This window comes from Micromonospora sp. MH33 (assembly GCF_003013775.1).
Classification (GTDB): Bacteria; Actinomycetota; Actinomycetes; order Mycobacteriales; family Micromonosporaceae; genus Micromonospora; species Micromonospora fulviviridis.
The window spans coordinates 1-15197 of the sequence record NZ_MUYZ01000065.1 but is presented as its reverse complement, the minus strand read 5'-3'; the positions used below and the strand labels follow the sequence as shown (position 1 = coordinate 15197).

The window sequence follows — 15197 nt, the reverse complement described above, 5'->3', positions numbered from 1 at the left end:
AGCGAGTGAGCCCCGCAGTCGGGAGCGAAAGGTGAGCGCTGCCACAATGGGTGGGGTGGACGACAAGAGCCTGACCGAGAACAGCGCCCCCGCCAACCGGACGAGCCTCTGGGGAGGCCGGTTCGCCGGCGGACCCGCCGAGGCGCTCGCGCGGCTGTCGGTGAGCGTCCAGTTCGACTGGCGCCTCGCCCCGTACGACATCGCCGGCTCCCGGGCGCACGCCCGGGTCCTGGCCGGCGCCGGCCTGCTCGACCCGGAGGAACTGGGCAAGATCCTGGCCGCGCTGGACGACCTGGAGGCCGCCTGCGCCTCCGGGGCGTTCCGCCCCACGGTCGACGACGAGGACGTGCACACGGCCCTGGAGCGCGGCCTGCTGGAGCGGCTCGGCAGCCTCGGCGGCAAGCTGCGCGCCGGCCGTTCCCGGAACGACCAGGTCGCCACCGACCTGCGGCTCTACCTGCGCGACCACGCCCGCGGCGTGGCCGCCCGGCTGGTCGAGCTGGCCGAGGCCCTGGTCGAGCAGGCGGAGCGGCACGTGGACACCGCCGCGCCGGGCATGACCCACCTCCAGCACGCCCAGCCGGTCACCTTCGGGCACTGGCTGCTCGCCCACGTGCAGCCGCTGCTGCGGGACCTGGAGCGGCTGCGCGACTGGGACCACCGGTGTGCGGTCAGCCCGCTCGGCGCGGGTGCGCTCGCCGGGTCCGGCCTGCCGCTGGACCCGGTGGCGGTCGCCAAGGAGCTGGGCTTCCGCACGTCCTTCGCGAACTCGATGGACGCGGTGGCCGACCGGGACTTCGTCGCCGAGTTCCTCTTCGTCACCGCGATGATCGGCGTGCACCTGTCCCGCCTCGGCGAGGAGGTGGTGCTCTGGACGTCGCACGAGTTCGGCTGGGTCGAGCTGGACGACGCGTTCGCCACCGGGTCGTCGATCATGCCGCAGAAGAAGAACGCGGACATCGCCGAGCTGGCCCGGGGCAAGTCCGGCCGCCTGGTCGGCGGCCTCATGAGCGTGCTCACCATGCTCAAGGGCCTGCCGATGACCTATGACCGGGACATGCAGGAGGACAAGGAGCCGGCCTTCGACGCGGTCGACACCCTGGAACTGCTGCTGCCCGCCCTCGCGGGAATGATCTCCACCATGACGGTCCGGGTCGATCGGCTGGTGGCCGCCGCGCCGGTCGGCTTCTCGCTGGCCACCGAGGTCGCCGACTGGCTGGTCCGCCGGAACGTGCCGTTCCGCGACGCGCACGAGATCACCGGCCGGTTGGTGGCGCTCTGCGTGGCCCGCGACTGCGCCCTCGACGAGGTCTCCGACGACGACCTGGCCGCGGTCAGCGAGCACCTCGACCCCTCGGTGCGGGACGTGCTCTCGGTGCGGTCGGCCCTGGCCGCCCGGACCACCCCCGGCTCGACCGGCCCCGGGCCGGTGGCCGATCAGCTCGCGGCCGCCGCGGACAAGCTGGCCGGCTGGCGGGACTGGACCGCCGAGCGGGTCGTGCCCCGCTGAGTCCGACGCCCCGCGCGGTGGCCCCGGCCGCCGCGCGGGGTCAGGCCGTCGGCCGCTCGCGCTTGGGCAGCTTCGCCACCACCGCGTCGTACGACCCGTCGACGGCCTCGATCAGTTCGTCGTCGGGGATGCCGCCCTCGAGCCGCAGCGTGTTCCAGCCGGAGCGGCCGATGTAGGGGGAGGAACGGGCGTCGTCGGGGAACCGGTGCAGCCACTCGTCGGCCACCTCCCGGGACGGGCCGCACTTGACCCCCACCCGGGCCTCGCCCTCGGGAGCGCCCAGGAAGGCGAAGATCCGGCTGCCCACCTTGACCACCTCGTCGCCCTCCCACGGCCGGTCCAACCAGGCGCCCGGCTTGGCCAGGCAGTAGGCCAGCATCTCCTCGCGCGTCATCGCGTCCTCCCGTGCCCTCGTCCGGGACAGTCTCGCGCCCGCCGCTGTGACAGTCCGGCGGTGATCAGTCGCCGGTGCCGGTGCGCACGGTGAGCCGCTCGTAGCGCTGCCGGGCCGCCTGGGCGCTGCCCAGCCCCAGCCCGAAGGCGATCGCCTGCCAGGTCATCCCCCGGCCGCGGGCCACCTGCAGCAGCCCGGCCTCCAGCGCGTCGACCTCGGCGCGCACGTGCGGGATCAGGGTCAGCGCGGCCATCAGGTCGGCCTGGTCGACCGGCTCCTCGCCCTCCGCCAGCTCCGCCCCGCCCGCGAGGGCCATCACCAGCGTCGCGGCCTCGTAGGCGTCGGGGACGTCGGGGTGCGCGTAACGCCGGCGGCGGGCGTCGGTGCCGGCGTGCCGCTCGGCGATCCGCAGCAGCGCCGCGTAGTTGCGGTGGGCGCGCGCCTGGGCAGCATCCGGAGCGGTGAACGGGTCGTTGTCCAACGTGACCATGTCGTCCATCCCACACCCTTGAACGACATTTTGTCAACACCTCGTTGAAAGCAATTCGTGCTCACCTTCGCGGATCCGGTTAGGGTTCTCCGGTGACCGCGACCGACCTCGCCGCTCTCTCCGACCTGCTCGCCGGCCCGGTGGTTCCCGCCGCCCGGGGGCTGCTCGGCTGCCGCCTCAGCGGGCACGGGGTCACGGTCCGGATCACCGAGGTCGAGGCGTACGCCGGCACCGCCGGCGATCCCGCCTCGCACGCCCACCGGGGGCGGACCCCGCGCAACGCGGTGATGTTCGGCCCGGCCGGGCACGCCTACGTCTACTTCACCTACGGCATGCACTGGTGCGTGAACGTGGTGACCGGGCCGGACGGCGAAGCCTCGGCGGTGCTGCTGCGTGCCGGCGAGGTGGTCGACGGCCTCGACGTCGCCCGGGAGCGCCGACCGGCCGTACGCCGGGACGTGGATCTCGCGCGCGGGCCCGCCCGGCTCTGCGCGGCGCTCGGCATCGACCGGTCCGTCTACGGCGCCGACCTGCTCGGCGACGGGCCGGTGCGGCTGCGGCCCCCGCTCGTTCCGGTGCCGGGGGCGGCGGTCACCGCCGGGCCCCGGGTGGGCGTCACCGGCGCCCACGACGTGCCGTGGCGCTTCTGGCTCGCGGGCGACCCGACGGTGAGCGCGTACCGCCGGCACGTGCCCCGGACCCGCCGCTGATCGGCCGCTCGGCGCGCCGGGTGGGAATCCTGTCGGTGGGTGTGGCAATAATCACGGCACCCGCGACGAGGGAGGACCGGCATGACGACGCTGCTCGCGATCGGCACCGGCAAGGGACTTTTCCTGGCCACCAGCACCGACCGGCGCGACTGGGCGGTGAGCGGCCCGCACTTCCCCATGACCGGGGTGTACGCGGTCGCCGTCGACAAGCGTCCCGGCCGGCCCCGGCTGCTGGCCGGCATGACCAGCTCGCACTTCGGCCCGAGCGTGGCCACGAGCGACGACCTGGGCGGCTCCTGGCAGGAGCCCGAGCAGGCGCCCGTGGCGTTCCCGGCCGACACCGGGGCCAGCCTGGGGCGGGTCTGGCAGCTCACCCCGGCCGGCCCGGACCAGCCCGACGTGGTCTGGGCGGGCACCGAACCGTCCGCGCTGTTCCGCTCCGACGACGGCGGCCGCAGCTTCGGCCTGGTCCGGGCGCTCTGGGACCATCCCCATCGCGAGCAGTGGGCCGCCGGCTTCGGCGGCCAGGCCGTCCACAGCGTGCTGCCGCACCCGGGCGCCCCGGGCCGGATGGCGGTGGCGATGTCCACCGGCGGGGTCTACCGCACCGCGGACGCGGGGGCGAGCTGGGCGCCGGGCAACACCGGCATCCGGGCGTACTTCCTGCCGGACGAGTGGCCCGAGTTCGGCCAGTGCGTCCACAAGATCGCCCGGGACGCCGGCGACCCCGAGCGCCTGTACGCGCAGAACCACCACGGCGTCTACCGCTCCGACGACGACGGCCTCAGCTGGACCTCGATCGCCGCGGGCCTGCCCAGCGACTTCGGTTTCCCGATCGTCGCCCACCCGTCCCGCCCCGGCACCGTCTACGCCTTCCCGCTGACCGCGGACGGCGAGCGGTTCCCGACCGACCGGCGCTGCCGGGTCTACCGCTCGGCCGACGCCGGTGGGAGCTGGCAGCCGCTCACCGCCGGCCTGCCGGAGGGACCGTTCTATCCCTCGGTGCTGCGCGACGCCATGTGCGCCGACGACCATGACCCGGCCGGGGTCTACTTCGGCACCCGCTCGGGTGAGGTCTACGCCAGCGCCGACGAGGGCGACTCCTGGTCGCTGGTCGCGGCGCACCTGCCCGACGTGCTCTGTGTCCGGGCCGCGGAGGTCTGAGTGGTCACCGTGCTGCTGCCCGGCCCGCTCCGGCCCGAGGCGGGCGGGGAGAGCCGGCTGACCGTGGCCGCCGCCGGCACCCTGCGGGCGGTCCTCGACGAGGTGGCCAGCGGCTGGCCGCGGCTGGACCGCCGGATCCGCGACGAGCGCGGCGAGCTGCGCCGCTACGTGAACGTCTACGTCGACGGCGAGGACTGCCGGCACGCCGGTGGCCTGGCCGCCCCGGTCAGCGACGGCGCCGAGGTGCAGATCCTCCCGTCGGTCGCCGGCGGCTGACCCACCCCGTCACCCGCGTGCCTCGCCCCGGGGGCCGGGCGTGCCGCGGGGTGAGGTGGGCCACCTGGTGGCGGGGTCGCTCCGGAATAGTTGACTCGTCAAATATGTTGTGCGGAGCGATCTGGGACCAGCCCGGTCCGGACGTCACGCGAGGAGCGGTCATGCAGTTCGGAGTCTTCACCGTCGGCGACGTCACGGTCGACCCGACCAACGGGCGGCTGCCGTCCGAGCATGAGCGGATCAAGGCCATGGTGGCCATCGCACTCAAGGCCGAGGAGGTCGGGCTGGACGTGTTCGCCACCGGCGAGCACCACAACCCGCCGTTCGTGCCGTCGTCGCCCACCACCCTGCTCGGCCACATCGCCGCCCGCACCGAGCGGCTGCTGCTGTCGACCGCGACCACGCTGATCACCACCAACGACCCGGTGAAGATCGCCGAGGACTACGCGATGCTCCAGCACCTGGCCGACGGCCGGGTGGACCTCATGATGGGCCGCGGCAACACCGGCCCGGTCTACCCGTGGTTCGGGCAGGACATCCGCAACGGCATCCCGCTCGCCATCGAGAACTACGACCTGCTGCACCGGCTGTGGCGGGAGGACGTGGTCGACTGGAAGGGGCGGTTCCGCACCCCGCTGCAGTCGTTCACCTCGACCCCGCGCCCGCTCGACGGCGTGCCGCCGTTCGTCTGGCACGGCTCGATCCGCAGCCCCGAGATCGCCGAGCAGGCCGCGTACTACGGCGACGGCTTCTTCGCCAACCACATCTTCTGGCCGAAGGAGCACACCCAGCGGATGGTCGGGCTCTACCGGCAGCGCTTCGCGCACTACGGCCACGGCTCCGCCGACCAGGCCATCGTCGGCCTCGGCGGCCAGGTGTTCATGCGGAGGAACTCGCAGGACGCGGTGCGCGAGTTCCGGCCCTACTTCGACAACGCCCCGGTCTACGGGCACGGGCCGTCGCTGGAGGAGTTCACCCGGGAGACCCCGCTGACCGTGGGCAGCCCGCAGCAGGTCATCGACCGGACGCTGGGCTTCCGCGAGTACGTCGGCGACTACCAGCGCCAGCTCTTCCTGATGGACCACGCCGGGCTGCCGCTGAAGACCGTCCTGGAGCAGCTCGACATCCTGGGGGAGGAGGTCGTCCCGGTGCTGCGCAAGGAGTTCGACTCGCTGCGCCCGGCGCACGTGCCCGAGGCGCCGACGCACGCCTCGCTGCTGGCCGCGGCGGGCGGCGCCACGGACAGCACCGTCCACGCCGTCGACGACGTGACCGGCAAGGCGCCCGAGGAGGCACGATGACCCGCCGCACCCTGGCCGTGGTCTCGGCCGGCCTCGGCCAGCCCTCGTCGACCCGGCTGCTCGCCGACCAGCTCGCCGCGGCCGCCCGCGACGAGCTGGTCCGGCGCGGCGCCGAGGTGGAGATCCGTACCGTGGAGCTGCGCGAGCACGCCCACGACGTGGTCAACCACCTGCTCACCGGCTTCCCGCCGGCCGCCCTGCGCGCGGCGCTGGACACCGTCGCCGGCGCGGACGGGCTGATCGCGGTCACCCCGATCTTCAACGCCTCGTACAGCGGGCTGTTCAAGTCGTTCTTCGACGTGGTGGAGAAGGAGGCGCTGGCCGACCGGCCGGTGCTGATCGGGGCCACCGGCGGCACGGCCCGGCACTCGCTCGCCCTCGAGCACGCGGTCCGGCCGATGTTCGCGTACCTGCGGGCCGTGGTGATGCCGACGGCGGTCTTCGCCGCGCCGGAGGACTGGGCCGGCGACGGCGACGACAGCGCGTTGCGGGGCCGGACCCGGCGGGCCGGGATGGAGCTGGCCGAGCAGGTGGACCGCCGCCCGGCGGCGACCGGCCCGGCCGACCCGTTCGCCCTCACCACCCGCTTCGAGAACCTGCTCGCCGGCCGCGACCCGGCCTGAGCAGGCCCGCACCCGGCGGTCAGTCCACCGGCTCGTACGGGTGCGCCACCAGCACCGGGCAGTGGGCGTGCTGCACCAGCGCCTGGCTGACCGAGCCGAGCAGCAGCCCGGCGAAGCCGCCCCGGCCCCGGGAGCCGACCACCACCAGCGCCGCCTCCCCGCTGGCCTCGACCAGCGCCTGCTCCGGGGAGGCGGCTCCCACCGGCCGCTCGACGACGCTCAGCACCGGATGGTCCGCGCGGATCCGGGCGGCCGCCCCGGCCAGCAGCTCGGCGGACTCGGCCTGCCCGGCCGCCTCGGCCTCGGCCGTCCGCTCCGGCACGGTCCCGCCGCGCTCCGGCGGCCGGACGTGCACCAGCACCAGGTCGGCGTCCCGGCGGACCGCCTCGTCGGCGGCGAGCCGGACGGCATACCCGGCCGACTCGGACCCGTCCATCCCGACCAGCACGGGGCCCCGCACCCGGATCGGCTGCTCCGCCGGGCGGACCACCAGCACCGGGCAGTGCCCGTGCTGCGCGACCTGGTTGCTGACCGAGCCGAGCAGCAGCCCGGCGAAGCCGCCCACGCCCCGGCTGCCCACCACCACGAGCTCGGCCCGGCGGGACTCCTCGACCAGCGTGGCACCGGGGCCGCCGGCCACCTGGCGCACCTGCACCCGCAGGGTCGGATGCCGGCCGACCAGCTCGGCGGCCACCTGCTCCAACATCTTCTGCGCCTCCTCGGTGGGCGCCGGCACACCGAGGTCGTACGGGTTGAGCGGCACGCCGTAGCCGAGGGGATGCAGGTAGCCGTGGACCAGGTGCAGCGGCCGGGACCGCGCGACGGCGGCCCGTGCGGCGTGTTCGGCGGCGGTGAGGCTGGTCGACGATCCGTCGACGCCCACCACGACAGGTCGGTTCATCGGCATCCTTCCGGTCGGTTCCGCCCATTGTCGACCACGACCCGTCCCGTGGCGCCCGAACGCGGACGGCCGTCCGCGCCGGCCGAGGGGGAAGTGGCCGGCGCGGGGCCCCGGGCACCGGCTGTTCCGGGCCGGGCAGTTCTGGCTGGGCCGGCAGCTCACCACCCGCTTCACGAGCGTCGTGGTGGACCGGCTCCAGGCCGCCCGGTCCGCCTGCTCGACCTCTACGATCTCCCGGCGGTGCTGCCGCCGACGGGTTGATCGACCGTGTGCCGGTGGACGACCAGGTCGTCCACCTCCAGCCGGCCGATCCGCAGCTCACGGATCACCGCCCGCCGGACGGCCAGGCGGGCGATCATCAGCCGGCCGACCGCCACCGCGCCGAGCGCCGCCGCGGCGAGCGCCAGCGGGGCGGCCGCCGTCGGGCCCAGGGCACGCGGGCCGGCCGCCGTCGGCCCGGTGACGGAGGGTCGGAGGGTACGCATCCGAAATGCCCGGCTCCGCGGGCGCTGCAGCATTCTGTTCACCCGACGATCCTCCGCTCCCACCGGGCCCGCCGGTGCCGGTCGAGACGCCGGTCCACCCGCCGTGTGACGTGACGGCCCGGTCCGCACGCCCCGACCGGCCGGCCCACGTGGGTGACCGGCACCAGGGGCGGCCGGCGTGCCGGGTACCTCCAGTACCGGGCCGATCGGCGTGACCGAGGCCGGCGTGGAGGTGGGAGCGGACGGGTCGGCACCGGGGCCGGGGCCGTCGGGTTCAAGGTGGCGGTGCCCTCCGGGCGAAAGTCGGACGTGCCGGTGGTGGCGGAGGTCCCGAACCTGTCGGGGGGCCCGCGTATCGTCCGCCTGGTGACCAGTGAGGTGCGGCTCCGCCCGGTACGCGACGAGGACCTGCCGGCGTTCTTCGCCCACGAGCAGGATCCGCAGGCCAACTGGATGGCCGCATTCGGGCCGAAGGACCCGGCCGACCGGGCCGCCTTCGACGCCCACTGGGCGCGCATCCGGGCCGACCCGCGCATCGTCAACCGCACCGTGACCGTCGACGGCACGGTGGTCGGGCGCGTGGCCGCCTTCCCGGTGGGGGAGCGCATCGAGGTCAGCTACTGGATCGACCCGGCCCACTGGGGCCGGGGCCACGCCACCGCCGCGCTCGCCGCGCTGCTGCGCGAGCTGCCGCAGCGGCCGGTGCACGCCCGCGCCGCCAAGGACAACGTCGCCTCCCTGGCGGTGCTCCGCAAGTGCGGCTTCGTCGTGGTGGGCGAGGACTCCGGCTACGCCGCCGGCCGCGGCGCCGAGGTCGAGGAGTACGTGCTGGAGCTGCCCGCCGAGGCGACTGACCAGGGCGGCCACTAGTCTCCCCGGGGTGAACTGGCTGGAACTCGTCGGCTGGGCCGGCTCCGCGCTGCTGGTCTGGTCGCTGCTGCAGACCCGCATCCTGCGGCTGCGCGCGCTCAACCTGCTCGGCTGCCTCATCCTGATCGGCTACAACGCCGCCGTGCACGTGTGGCCCATGGTCGGGCTGAACGTGGTGCTTGCGGTGATCAACGTCTGGTACCTGCGGCGGATGTTGGCCACCCGGCACGACGCACAGACCTACGAGGTGGTCGAGGTGGGCACGAGCGACGCCTTCCTGGCCCACACCCTGCGGGTGCACGCCGCCGACATCGCCCGGTTCAACCCGGACTTCCGCTGGGACCCGACCGCCGCCGACCGGTCGGCGTTCCTGGTGGTCCGCGCCGACGAGGTGGTCGGCGTGGTGGTCTCGCACGCCGAGGCGGGCGGGGTCGCCCAGGTCGACCTGGACTACGTGACCCCGCCGTTCCGCGACTTCACCCCGGGCGAGTTCGTCTACCGGCGCAGCCGGCTGTTCACCGACCGCGGCTTCCGCCGGGTGGTCAGCCCGCCCGGCATGGTCGCCCCCTACTACCACCGGCTCGGGTTCCGCCCCGAGGGCGACGCGTACGTGCTGGACCTGCCCGCGCCGGCCTGACCCCGGCCGGAGGATTGCTCGGCCCGCCCGCGGGGCACAGAGGGGCGACGCCGCCCGGGCCGCGGTCGGCGACGGGCCGGCCACGGCGGCCGGCCCGGGTCGGGTCGAGGGAGAGAACCGCGCGTGCAGAGCTACTGGAGCCAACTGGCCCTGGTCGGAGTTCTGGTGATCGTCAACGCGGCCTTCGCCGGCAGCGAGATGGCCCTGGTGTCGCTGCGCGACAGCCAGCTGCAGCGGCTGGAACGCAGCAGCCGGGCCGGCCGCACCCTGGCCCGGCTGGCCAAGGATCCCAACCGGTTCCTGGCCACCATCCAGATCGGCATCACCCTGGCCGGCTTCCTGGCCTCCGCCGCCGCCGCGGTGTCGCTGGCCAAGCCCCTCGTCCCGCTGCTCGGGGCGCTCGGCGACGCCGCCGAGACGGTCGCCATCGTCGGGGTCACCCTGGCGCTCACCTTCGTCACCCTGGTCTTCGGCGAACTGGCCCCGAAGCGGATCGCCATGCAGTCCGCCGAGCGGTGGGCCCTCGTCGTGGCCCGCCCGCTCGACCTGCTGGCCAGCGTGACCCGGCCGGCCGTCTGGGCCCTCGGCGCCACCAGCGACCTGGTGGTCCGCCTCTTCGGGCTGAACCCGAAACACGAGCCGGAGGAGATCGGCCCGGACGAGCTGCGCGACATCGTGGCCGGCAACCACGGCTTCACCAAGGAGCAGCGGACCATCATCGCCGGCGCCGTGGAGATCGCCGACCGGCAACTGCGCGCGGTGCTCGTACCCCGGTTGCAGGTCTTCACCCTGGACAGCGGGACGACCGCGGAGGCGGCCCGGCTGGTCCTCGCCGCGACCGGCCACTCCCGGGCGCCGGTGGTCCGGCACGGCGGCCTGGACGACGCGGTCGGGGTGATCCACCTGCGCGACCTGGTCGGCGTCCCCGACGACCGGCCGGTCGACGAGATCGCGCGACCCCCCATGCTGTTGCCCGATTCGCTTCCGGTGGTCGACGCGCTGCGCCAGTTCAAGGCGGAACGCCAGCACATCGCGCTGGTGGTCGACGAGCGCGGCGCCGTCGACGGCATCGTCACCCTGGAGGACATCCTCGAGGAGATCGTCGGCGAGATCTACGACGAGACCGACCGGGACCTCAGCTCGGTCCGCACCGAGGAGGACGGGACGCTGGTGCTGCCCGGCACCTTCCCGGTGCACGACCTCACCGACCTCGGCGTCGAACTGCCCAACCGCCCGGCCGGCGACTACACCACCATCGCCGGGCTGGTGCTCATCTGCCTCGGGCACATCCCGACGGTGGCGGGGGAGAGCGTCAGCGTCGACGGCTGGGACCTCGCGGTGGCGGGCGTCGACCACCACGCGATCACCGAGGTACGGGTCCGCCGCCACCGCCGCCACGAGCGGCACGACGACTCCGAGGAGGTCGAGGCGCCGGTGCTCGACGAGGCCCGGGGCTGACCGGGCCGCCGGCCACCGGCCGGCCCGGCGCGGCCGGCGCGGCGCCCGCTCAGCTCCGGTCGGCCGGTGGCCCGAACGGGAAGCCGGACACCGGCGGGAGCAGCTGCACCGAGTCGGCGGGCAGCTGGTGGGTGCTGCGCCCCAGTACCCGGATGACGGCGCGCAGCAGCCACGGTCCCGACGGGTGCCGCTCCGGCCCGATCAGCCGGCTGGCCACCCGGGTCCACCAGTGGCCGGCCACGATCACGTCGGTGATCCGCAGCCGCTCCGGCGGCCAGCCGCCCCGCACCACCACGTCGACCACCCGGCCCAACCGCCGCCCGCGCAGGTCGTACGCGGTCCGGCCGAGCAGCTCACCCGCTCGCACGGTTGGCTCCCGGGATCCGGTCGATCAGGTGCTGGCGCAGCCAGGACTCCACCGGCGAGGGCGGCAGGTCGGCCGCCGGGCAGCGCAGCCGCACCATGCTGTCCACCCGGTCGACAAGGCCGAGCGGCACGCGCAGCGGCGGCACCGGCGGGTCGTCGGTGAACCGGTCGGCGACGGCCACCAGCAGCCGCCCGATCCGGCCGCCGATCCGCTGCCCGAGCGCGGCCTGCCCGGTGAGCAGGCAGTCGACGTACGGGTAGCCCTCCTCGTCGACGGCGAACGCGATGTCGTCGACCCGCCCGACGAGCCGGCCGTCGACGTCGACGATCTGCCGGTCGAGCAACTGCTTGGCGAGCTGGATCCTCATCGCCCCATCCTCGTGATGATCGCCAGGGGGATCGCCGCCACCGAGGCGGCGACGATGAGCAGCAGGAACACCGCACCGAGCAGGTTCGTCCACCACCCGTTGACCCGGTCGCCGAGGTAGTTGCGGTCGTTCGCCACCACCAGGATCGGCAGGTAGGTCAGCGGCAGCACCACCGCGCTGAGCACGAGCATGTACTCGGTGAGCCGGATCGGGTCCACGGCGGTCATCAGCAGCAGCACCCCGAGCAACAGCCCGACGAGCAGCACGCTGTGGAACCGGGCCGCCTCCCGCGGGCTGACCCGCTTGCCCCACTGCCAGCCGAAGTACTGCGACGCCGCGTAGGCGGCCGACAGCCCGGTCTCCAGGGCCGCCCCGAAGGTCACCGCGAAGAACGCCAGCACCGCGGCGGCCAGCCCGGCCCCGCCCAGCGCGGTCAGTACCGGCCGGGCCACCTGATCAAGGGTGTCCAGCGACGCCCCGGACGGGTGGTACGCCACCGTCGCCACGGCGATCAGCGACAGCGCCAGGAACCCGCCGACCGGGAAGCCGATCAGCACGTTCGAGCGGGCGTGCGCCAGGTCGGCGGCGCTCCACCGCTCCTCGACCCCGCCCGAGGAGAAGAAGAACACCTCGTACGGGCTGACCGTCGAGGCGAACAGGGCCACCGCCACGAACCAGTACACCGACCAGGTCTCGCCCGCGGAGCTCACGTGCAGCGCCCCGTGCGCCAGCGCCGCCCAGTCGGTGGGCAGCGCGAACAGCGCGACCGCGAAGATCAGCAGGGCCAGCCCGGCCAGACCGAAGACCCGTTCCATCAGCTCGAAGCGCATCCGCCAGAGCACCAGCCAGACCGCCACCGCGGCCACCGGCACCCAGAGCAGGTAGCTCAACCCGGTCGCGAGCTGCAACGCCAGCGCCACCCCGCCCAGCTCCGCGGCCAGCGTGACAACCGTGACCAGCCAGGAGGCGACCAGGTTGAGCAGCGCGACGCGCGGCCCCAGCCGCTCCCGGACCAGGTCGAACACCGCCCGGCCGCTCACCGCCGCGATCCGGCCGGCCATCTCCGCGTACGCGCAGATGCCCACCACCCCGACGAGCAGCACCCAGGCGTGGGCCATCCCGAAGCGCGCGCCGGCCTGGCTCGCCGCCACCAGGTCGCCGATGTCGACGAAGCCGCCGATGGCGGACAGCACGCCGAGAGTGGCGGCGAGGAGTTTCCTCACGTCGGGTCGGGCGCGGACGGTCTCATCGACGCGACGATATCGGCGTCAGATCCCTCTTTTCGGGCGAATCGAGCAGCCCGGAATCAGGCGGCGGTGAGATTCTGCAACCGCACCTGACCGCGCGAGACCAGCCGGCCACCCTCGTCGGTGATCTCCACGAGCCAGAGCTGCTGGCTGCGGCCCCGGTGGATCGGGGTGCCGACCGCGGTCAGCTCGCCGTCGCGGACGGCGCGCAGGAAGTCGGTCTGGTTGGACACCCCGACGACCTTGCCCCGGTCACCCAGCCACAGGGCGCCGCCGATGCTGGCCGCCGTCTCCACCACCGAGCAGTAGACCCCGCCGTGCTGGATCCCGTACGGCTGGTGCAGCTCCGGACGGACCTGCCAGCGGATCACCACCCGGTCCCCGCTCACCTCGTCGAACTTCAGGCCCAGCAGGGCGACGAAGCCCCCGGTCACGTCCGGCATCTCCACAGCGGCCCCTCCTGTCGGTGGAGCCGCCAGCGTAGTCCGCCGTCGTCGGCAAACCCGGTACGGGCCGGGGCCGGTGATGGGGGAGAATTGGTGACCGTGACCGACAGCAACCTCCCGCACGTGCGGGACTCCCTGACCGAAGACCTGCGGTGGCGGGGCCTGATCCAGGACTCGACCGGCCTCGACGAGCTGCGCGAGCTGCTCGACGGCGGGAGCGCCACCTTCTATGTGGGCTTCGATCCGACCGCGCCCAGCCTGCACGTCGGCCACCTCATGCAGGTCACCACCGCACGCCGGCTCCAGCTCGCCGGGCACCGGCCGCTGCTGCTGGTCGGCGGCGCCACCGGCCAGATCGGCGATCCGAAGGAGAGCGCCGAGCGCACCCTCAACCCGCCCGAGGTGGTGGCCGGTTGGGTGGGGCGCATCCGCGACCAGCTCTCGCCGTTCGTCTCGTACACCGGGAAGAACGCGGCCCAGCTGGTCAACAACCTGGACTGGACCGGCGAGATGTCGGTGGTGGAGTTTCTCCGGGACGTCGGCAAGCACTTCCCGGTGAACAAGATGCTGGCCCGCGAGGTGGTCAAGGCGCGGCTGGACAGTGGCATCAGCTTCACCGAGTTCAGCTACCAGCTCCTGCAGGCCAACGACTTCTTCGAGCTGCACCGCCGGCACGGCTGCCAGCTCCAGTACGGCGGCTCCGACCAGTGGGGCAACATCACCGCCGGCGTGGACTACGTCCGCCGCCGCGGCGCCGGGCCGGTGGAGGCGTTCGTGACGCCGCTGGTGACCAAGGCCGACGGCACCAAGTTCGGCAAGACCGAGGGTGGCGCGGTCTGGCTCGATCCGCAGATGACCAGCCCGTACGCCTTCTACCAGTTCTGGGTCAACGCCGACGACCGGGACGTCACCCGCTACCTGCGGTACTTCAGCTTCCGCTCCCGGGAGGAGCTGGAGGAGCTGGAGAAGGCCACGGCGGAACGGCCGCAGGCGCGGCTCGCCCAGCGGGCGCTCGCCGAGGAGCTGACCACGCTGGTTCACGGCGAGCGGGAGATGGCCCAGGCCGTCGCGGCGAGCCAGGCACTCTTCGGCCGGGGCTCGCTCGACGAGCTGGCCCCGGAGACGCTGCGCGCCGCGCTCACCGAGGCGGGTCTGGTGCACCTCGACGAGCTGCCCGACGTCGCCGGCCTGCTCAAGGAGTCGGGCCTGGTGCCGAGCATGAAGGAGGCCCGGCGGGTCATCGCCGAGGGCGGCGCGTACGTCAACAACGTCCGCATCGCCGAGGTGGACGCGACGGTGTCGCCGGCGGACCTGCTGCACGGCCGCTACCTCGTACTGCGCCGGGGCAAGCGCTCCTTCGCGGGCGTTGAGCTGCGCAAATAGCCCTCCGTCGACAATGTGACGCGGGACGCGCCCAGCAGATTTGACGATCAATCCGCTGGGCGCGTAACTTTCTCTCTGCCAGCGCGGAACGGACGAAACAGGCAAAAGACCTGGGAGGCCGGAGCGCGGGAATGACCGCCGGCGAAGATGGTTGACTCCATCGGAACCCGGACCGGGCGGTGCCCCGGATTCGCCGCGAGGCGGATTTGGCGAGGCGGAACCGACCGGGTAAGGTTGTCGACCGGCAGGGACACGGACGAGCGAGCGGGAAACCGCAGCGGCCGTCCTGCCGAATTCCACGAGGCGCCCGGCGCGAGCCGGTCGAATAGTGGTGCCCGGCAAAAGGGTGGAAGGCGCGACAAACCGCGAAACATCGGTTTGACACGGCAGAAACCACCGGGTAACGTAGTAAAAGTGCCCGGCGCGAGAGCGGCGGGTGCGGACGAACGAAATGCCCCGGACGGGGGTCCTACGGAGTGGGGCTTTCGGATGGTGTGTGGTTGTTCTTTGAGAACTCAACAGGGTGCTTGATAAGCCAGTGCCAAATTGATTTATACCCCGGACTGGT

At 73.6% G+C, this 15197-nt stretch carries 18 protein-coding genes; 10 read left to right on the top strand and 8 right to left on the bottom strand.

Annotated elements, in window-relative coordinates; all coding sequences use genetic code 11:
- The first annotated feature begins 46 nt into the window (after nucleotides 1-46).
- Nucleotides 47-1510, top strand: a complete 1464-nt coding sequence (gene argH, locus B0E53_RS13175; protein ID WP_107076329.1) for an argininosuccinate lyase — start codon at nucleotides 47-49, stop codon at nucleotides 1508-1510.
- A 40-nt stretch (nucleotides 1511-1550) separates the two neighbouring features.
- On the opposite strand, the gene B0E53_RS13170 is transcribed toward argH, so the two are convergent.
- Both B0E53_RS13170 and B0E53_RS13165 read right to left on the bottom strand, forming a co-directional pair.
- Entirely contained in the window at nucleotides 1551-1904 is a 354-nt protein-coding gene (locus B0E53_RS13170; RefSeq protein ID WP_107076328.1) for an MmcQ/YjbR family DNA-binding protein, read from the bottom strand.
- 64 nt (nucleotides 1905-1968) lie between these two features.
- The gene (locus B0E53_RS13165; protein WP_246835380.1) at nucleotides 1969-2403 is read right to left on the bottom strand and encodes a DNA-binding protein; all 435 of its coding nucleotides are present in this window, start codon (nucleotides 2401-2403) and stop codon (nucleotides 1969-1971) included.
- A gap of 83 nt (nucleotides 2404-2486) precedes the next feature.
- On the opposite strand from B0E53_RS13165, the gene B0E53_RS13160 reads away from it, so the two are divergent.
- The 5 genes from B0E53_RS13160 to B0E53_RS13140 all read left to right on the top strand — a co-directional run bounded on the left by B0E53_RS13160 (nucleotide 2487) and on the right by B0E53_RS13140 (nucleotide 6468).
- A complete protein-coding gene (locus B0E53_RS13160; protein ID WP_107076327.1) occupies nucleotides 2487-3104 on the top strand; it encodes a DNA-3-methyladenine glycosylase in 618 nt (205 codons plus the stop codon).
- Between the two features lie 81 nt (nucleotides 3105-3185).
- Nucleotides 3186-4268, top strand: coding sequence for a glycosyl hydrolase (locus tag B0E53_RS13155; protein WP_107076326.1), 1083 nt, complete (start codon nucleotides 3186-3188; stop codon nucleotides 4266-4268).
- Entirely contained in the window at nucleotides 4269-4544 is a 276-nt protein-coding gene (locus tag B0E53_RS13150) for a ubiquitin-like small modifier protein 1 (RefSeq protein ID WP_107076325.1), read from the top strand.
- Between the two features lie 161 nt (nucleotides 4545-4705).
- Nucleotides 4706-5845 carry an LLM class flavin-dependent oxidoreductase gene (locus B0E53_RS13145; protein WP_107076324.1) on the top strand — a complete coding sequence of 380 codons (1140 nt, stop codon included), beginning with the start codon at nucleotides 4706-4708 and terminating at the stop codon, nucleotides 5843-5845.
- The gene (locus tag B0E53_RS13140; protein WP_107076323.1) at nucleotides 5842-6468 is read left to right on the top strand and encodes an FMN reductase; all 627 of its coding nucleotides are present in this window, start codon (nucleotides 5842-5844) and stop codon (nucleotides 6466-6468) included. The genes B0E53_RS13145 and B0E53_RS13140 overlap by 4 nt, the downstream gene beginning before the upstream one ends.
- A 19-nt stretch (nucleotides 6469-6487) precedes the next feature.
- Here B0E53_RS13140 and B0E53_RS13135 read toward each other — a convergent pair whose 3' ends face one another.
- Nucleotides 6488-7375 (bottom strand): universal stress protein, encoded by an 888-nt coding sequence (locus B0E53_RS13135; RefSeq protein ID WP_168215308.1) that lies wholly within the window; start codon nucleotides 7373-7375, stop codon nucleotides 6488-6490.
- A 218-nt stretch (nucleotides 7376-7593) separates the two neighbouring features.
- On the bottom strand, nucleotides 7594-7854 hold the full coding sequence (locus tag B0E53_RS13130; protein ID WP_210406049.1) for a hypothetical protein: 261 nt from the start codon (nucleotides 7852-7854) through the stop codon (nucleotides 7594-7596).
- A 366-nt stretch (nucleotides 7855-8220) separates the two neighbouring features.
- Between B0E53_RS13130 and B0E53_RS13125 the strand changes: the two genes are divergently transcribed.
- The 3 genes from B0E53_RS13125 to B0E53_RS13115 all read left to right on the top strand — a co-directional run bounded on the left by B0E53_RS13125 (nucleotide 8221) and on the right by B0E53_RS13115 (nucleotide 10819).
- Entirely contained in the window at nucleotides 8221-8724 is a 504-nt protein-coding gene (locus B0E53_RS13125) for a GNAT family N-acetyltransferase (RefSeq protein WP_107076341.1), read from the top strand.
- A 10-nt stretch (nucleotides 8725-8734) separates the two neighbouring features.
- Complete coding sequence (locus tag B0E53_RS13120; RefSeq protein WP_107076321.1) at nucleotides 8735-9361, top strand: YgjV family protein; 627 nt, start codon at nucleotides 8735-8737, stop codon at nucleotides 9359-9361.
- A gap of 123 nt (nucleotides 9362-9484) precedes the next feature.
- Nucleotides 9485-10819: a hemolysin family protein gene (locus B0E53_RS13115; RefSeq protein ID WP_107076320.1), complete on the top strand. Its 1335-nt coding sequence runs from the start codon at nucleotides 9485-9487 to the stop codon at nucleotides 10817-10819.
- Between the two features lie 49 nt (nucleotides 10820-10868).
- On the opposite strand, the gene B0E53_RS13110 is transcribed toward B0E53_RS13115, so the two are convergent.
- The 4 genes from B0E53_RS13110 to B0E53_RS13095 form a co-directional block, all read right to left on the bottom strand.
- Nucleotides 10869-11186, bottom strand: a complete 318-nt coding sequence (locus tag B0E53_RS13110; protein WP_107076319.1) for a hypothetical protein — start codon at nucleotides 11184-11186, stop codon at nucleotides 10869-10871.
- Nucleotides 11173-11553 (bottom strand): hypothetical protein, encoded by a 381-nt coding sequence (locus tag B0E53_RS13105; RefSeq protein WP_107076318.1) that lies wholly within the window; start codon nucleotides 11551-11553, stop codon nucleotides 11173-11175. Before B0E53_RS13105 ends, B0E53_RS13110 begins: the two co-directional genes overlap by 14 nt.
- Nucleotides 11550-12776: a divalent metal cation transporter gene (locus B0E53_RS13100; RefSeq protein WP_107076317.1), complete on the bottom strand. Its 1227-nt coding sequence runs from the start codon at nucleotides 12774-12776 to the stop codon at nucleotides 11550-11552. The genes B0E53_RS13105 and B0E53_RS13100 overlap by 4 nt, the downstream gene beginning before the upstream one ends.
- An 83-nt stretch (nucleotides 12777-12859) precedes the next feature.
- Nucleotides 12860-13243, bottom strand: a complete 384-nt coding sequence (locus tag B0E53_RS13095) for a PaaI family thioesterase (protein ID WP_210406050.1) — start codon at nucleotides 13241-13243, stop codon at nucleotides 12860-12862.
- A gap of 102 nt (nucleotides 13244-13345) precedes the next feature.
- On the opposite strand from B0E53_RS13095, the gene tyrS reads away from it, so the two are divergent.
- Nucleotides 13346-14629 (top strand): tyrosine--tRNA ligase, encoded by a 1284-nt coding sequence (gene tyrS, locus B0E53_RS13090; protein WP_107076340.1) that lies wholly within the window; start codon nucleotides 13346-13348, stop codon nucleotides 14627-14629.
- The last annotated feature ends 568 nt before the right edge of the window (nucleotides 14630-15197 follow it).

What these genes read in the sequence shown, in the direction of transcription:
- argH (WP_107076329.1), top strand. Translation starts at nt 47, where the DNA reads ATGGGTGGGGTGGACGACAAGAGCCTGACCGAGAACAGCGCCCCCGCC.
- B0E53_RS13105 (WP_107076318.1), bottom strand. Translation starts at nt 11,553, where the DNA reads ATGAGGATCCAGCTCGCCAAGCAGTTGCTCGACCGGCAGATCGTCGAC.
- B0E53_RS13130 (WP_210406049.1), bottom strand. Translation starts at nt 7,854, where the DNA reads ATGCGTACCCTCCGACCCTCCGTCACCGGGCCGACGGCGGCCGGCCCG.
- B0E53_RS13170 (WP_107076328.1), bottom strand. Translation starts at nt 1,904, where the DNA reads ATGACGCGCGAGGAGATGCTGGCCTACTGCCTGGCCAAGCCGGGCGCC.
- B0E53_RS13140 (WP_107076323.1), top strand. Translation starts at nt 5,842, where the DNA reads ATGACCCGCCGCACCCTGGCCGTGGTCTCGGCCGGCCTCGGCCAGCCC.
- B0E53_RS13145 (WP_107076324.1), top strand. Translation starts at nt 4,706, where the DNA reads ATGCAGTTCGGAGTCTTCACCGTCGGCGACGTCACGGTCGACCCGACC.
- B0E53_RS13165 (WP_246835380.1), bottom strand. Translation starts at nt 2,403, where the DNA reads ATGGACGACATGGTCACGTTGGACAACGACCCGTTCACCGCTCCGGAT.
- B0E53_RS13155 (WP_107076326.1), top strand. Translation starts at nt 3,186, where the DNA reads ATGACGACGCTGCTCGCGATCGGCACCGGCAAGGGACTTTTCCTGGCC.
- B0E53_RS13095 (WP_210406050.1), bottom strand. Translation starts at nt 13,243, where the DNA reads ATGCCGGACGTGACCGGGGGCTTCGTCGCCCTGCTGGGCCTGAAGTTC.
- B0E53_RS13135 (WP_168215308.1), bottom strand. Translation starts at nt 7,375, where the DNA reads ATGCCGATGAACCGACCTGTCGTGGTGGGCGTCGACGGATCGTCGACC.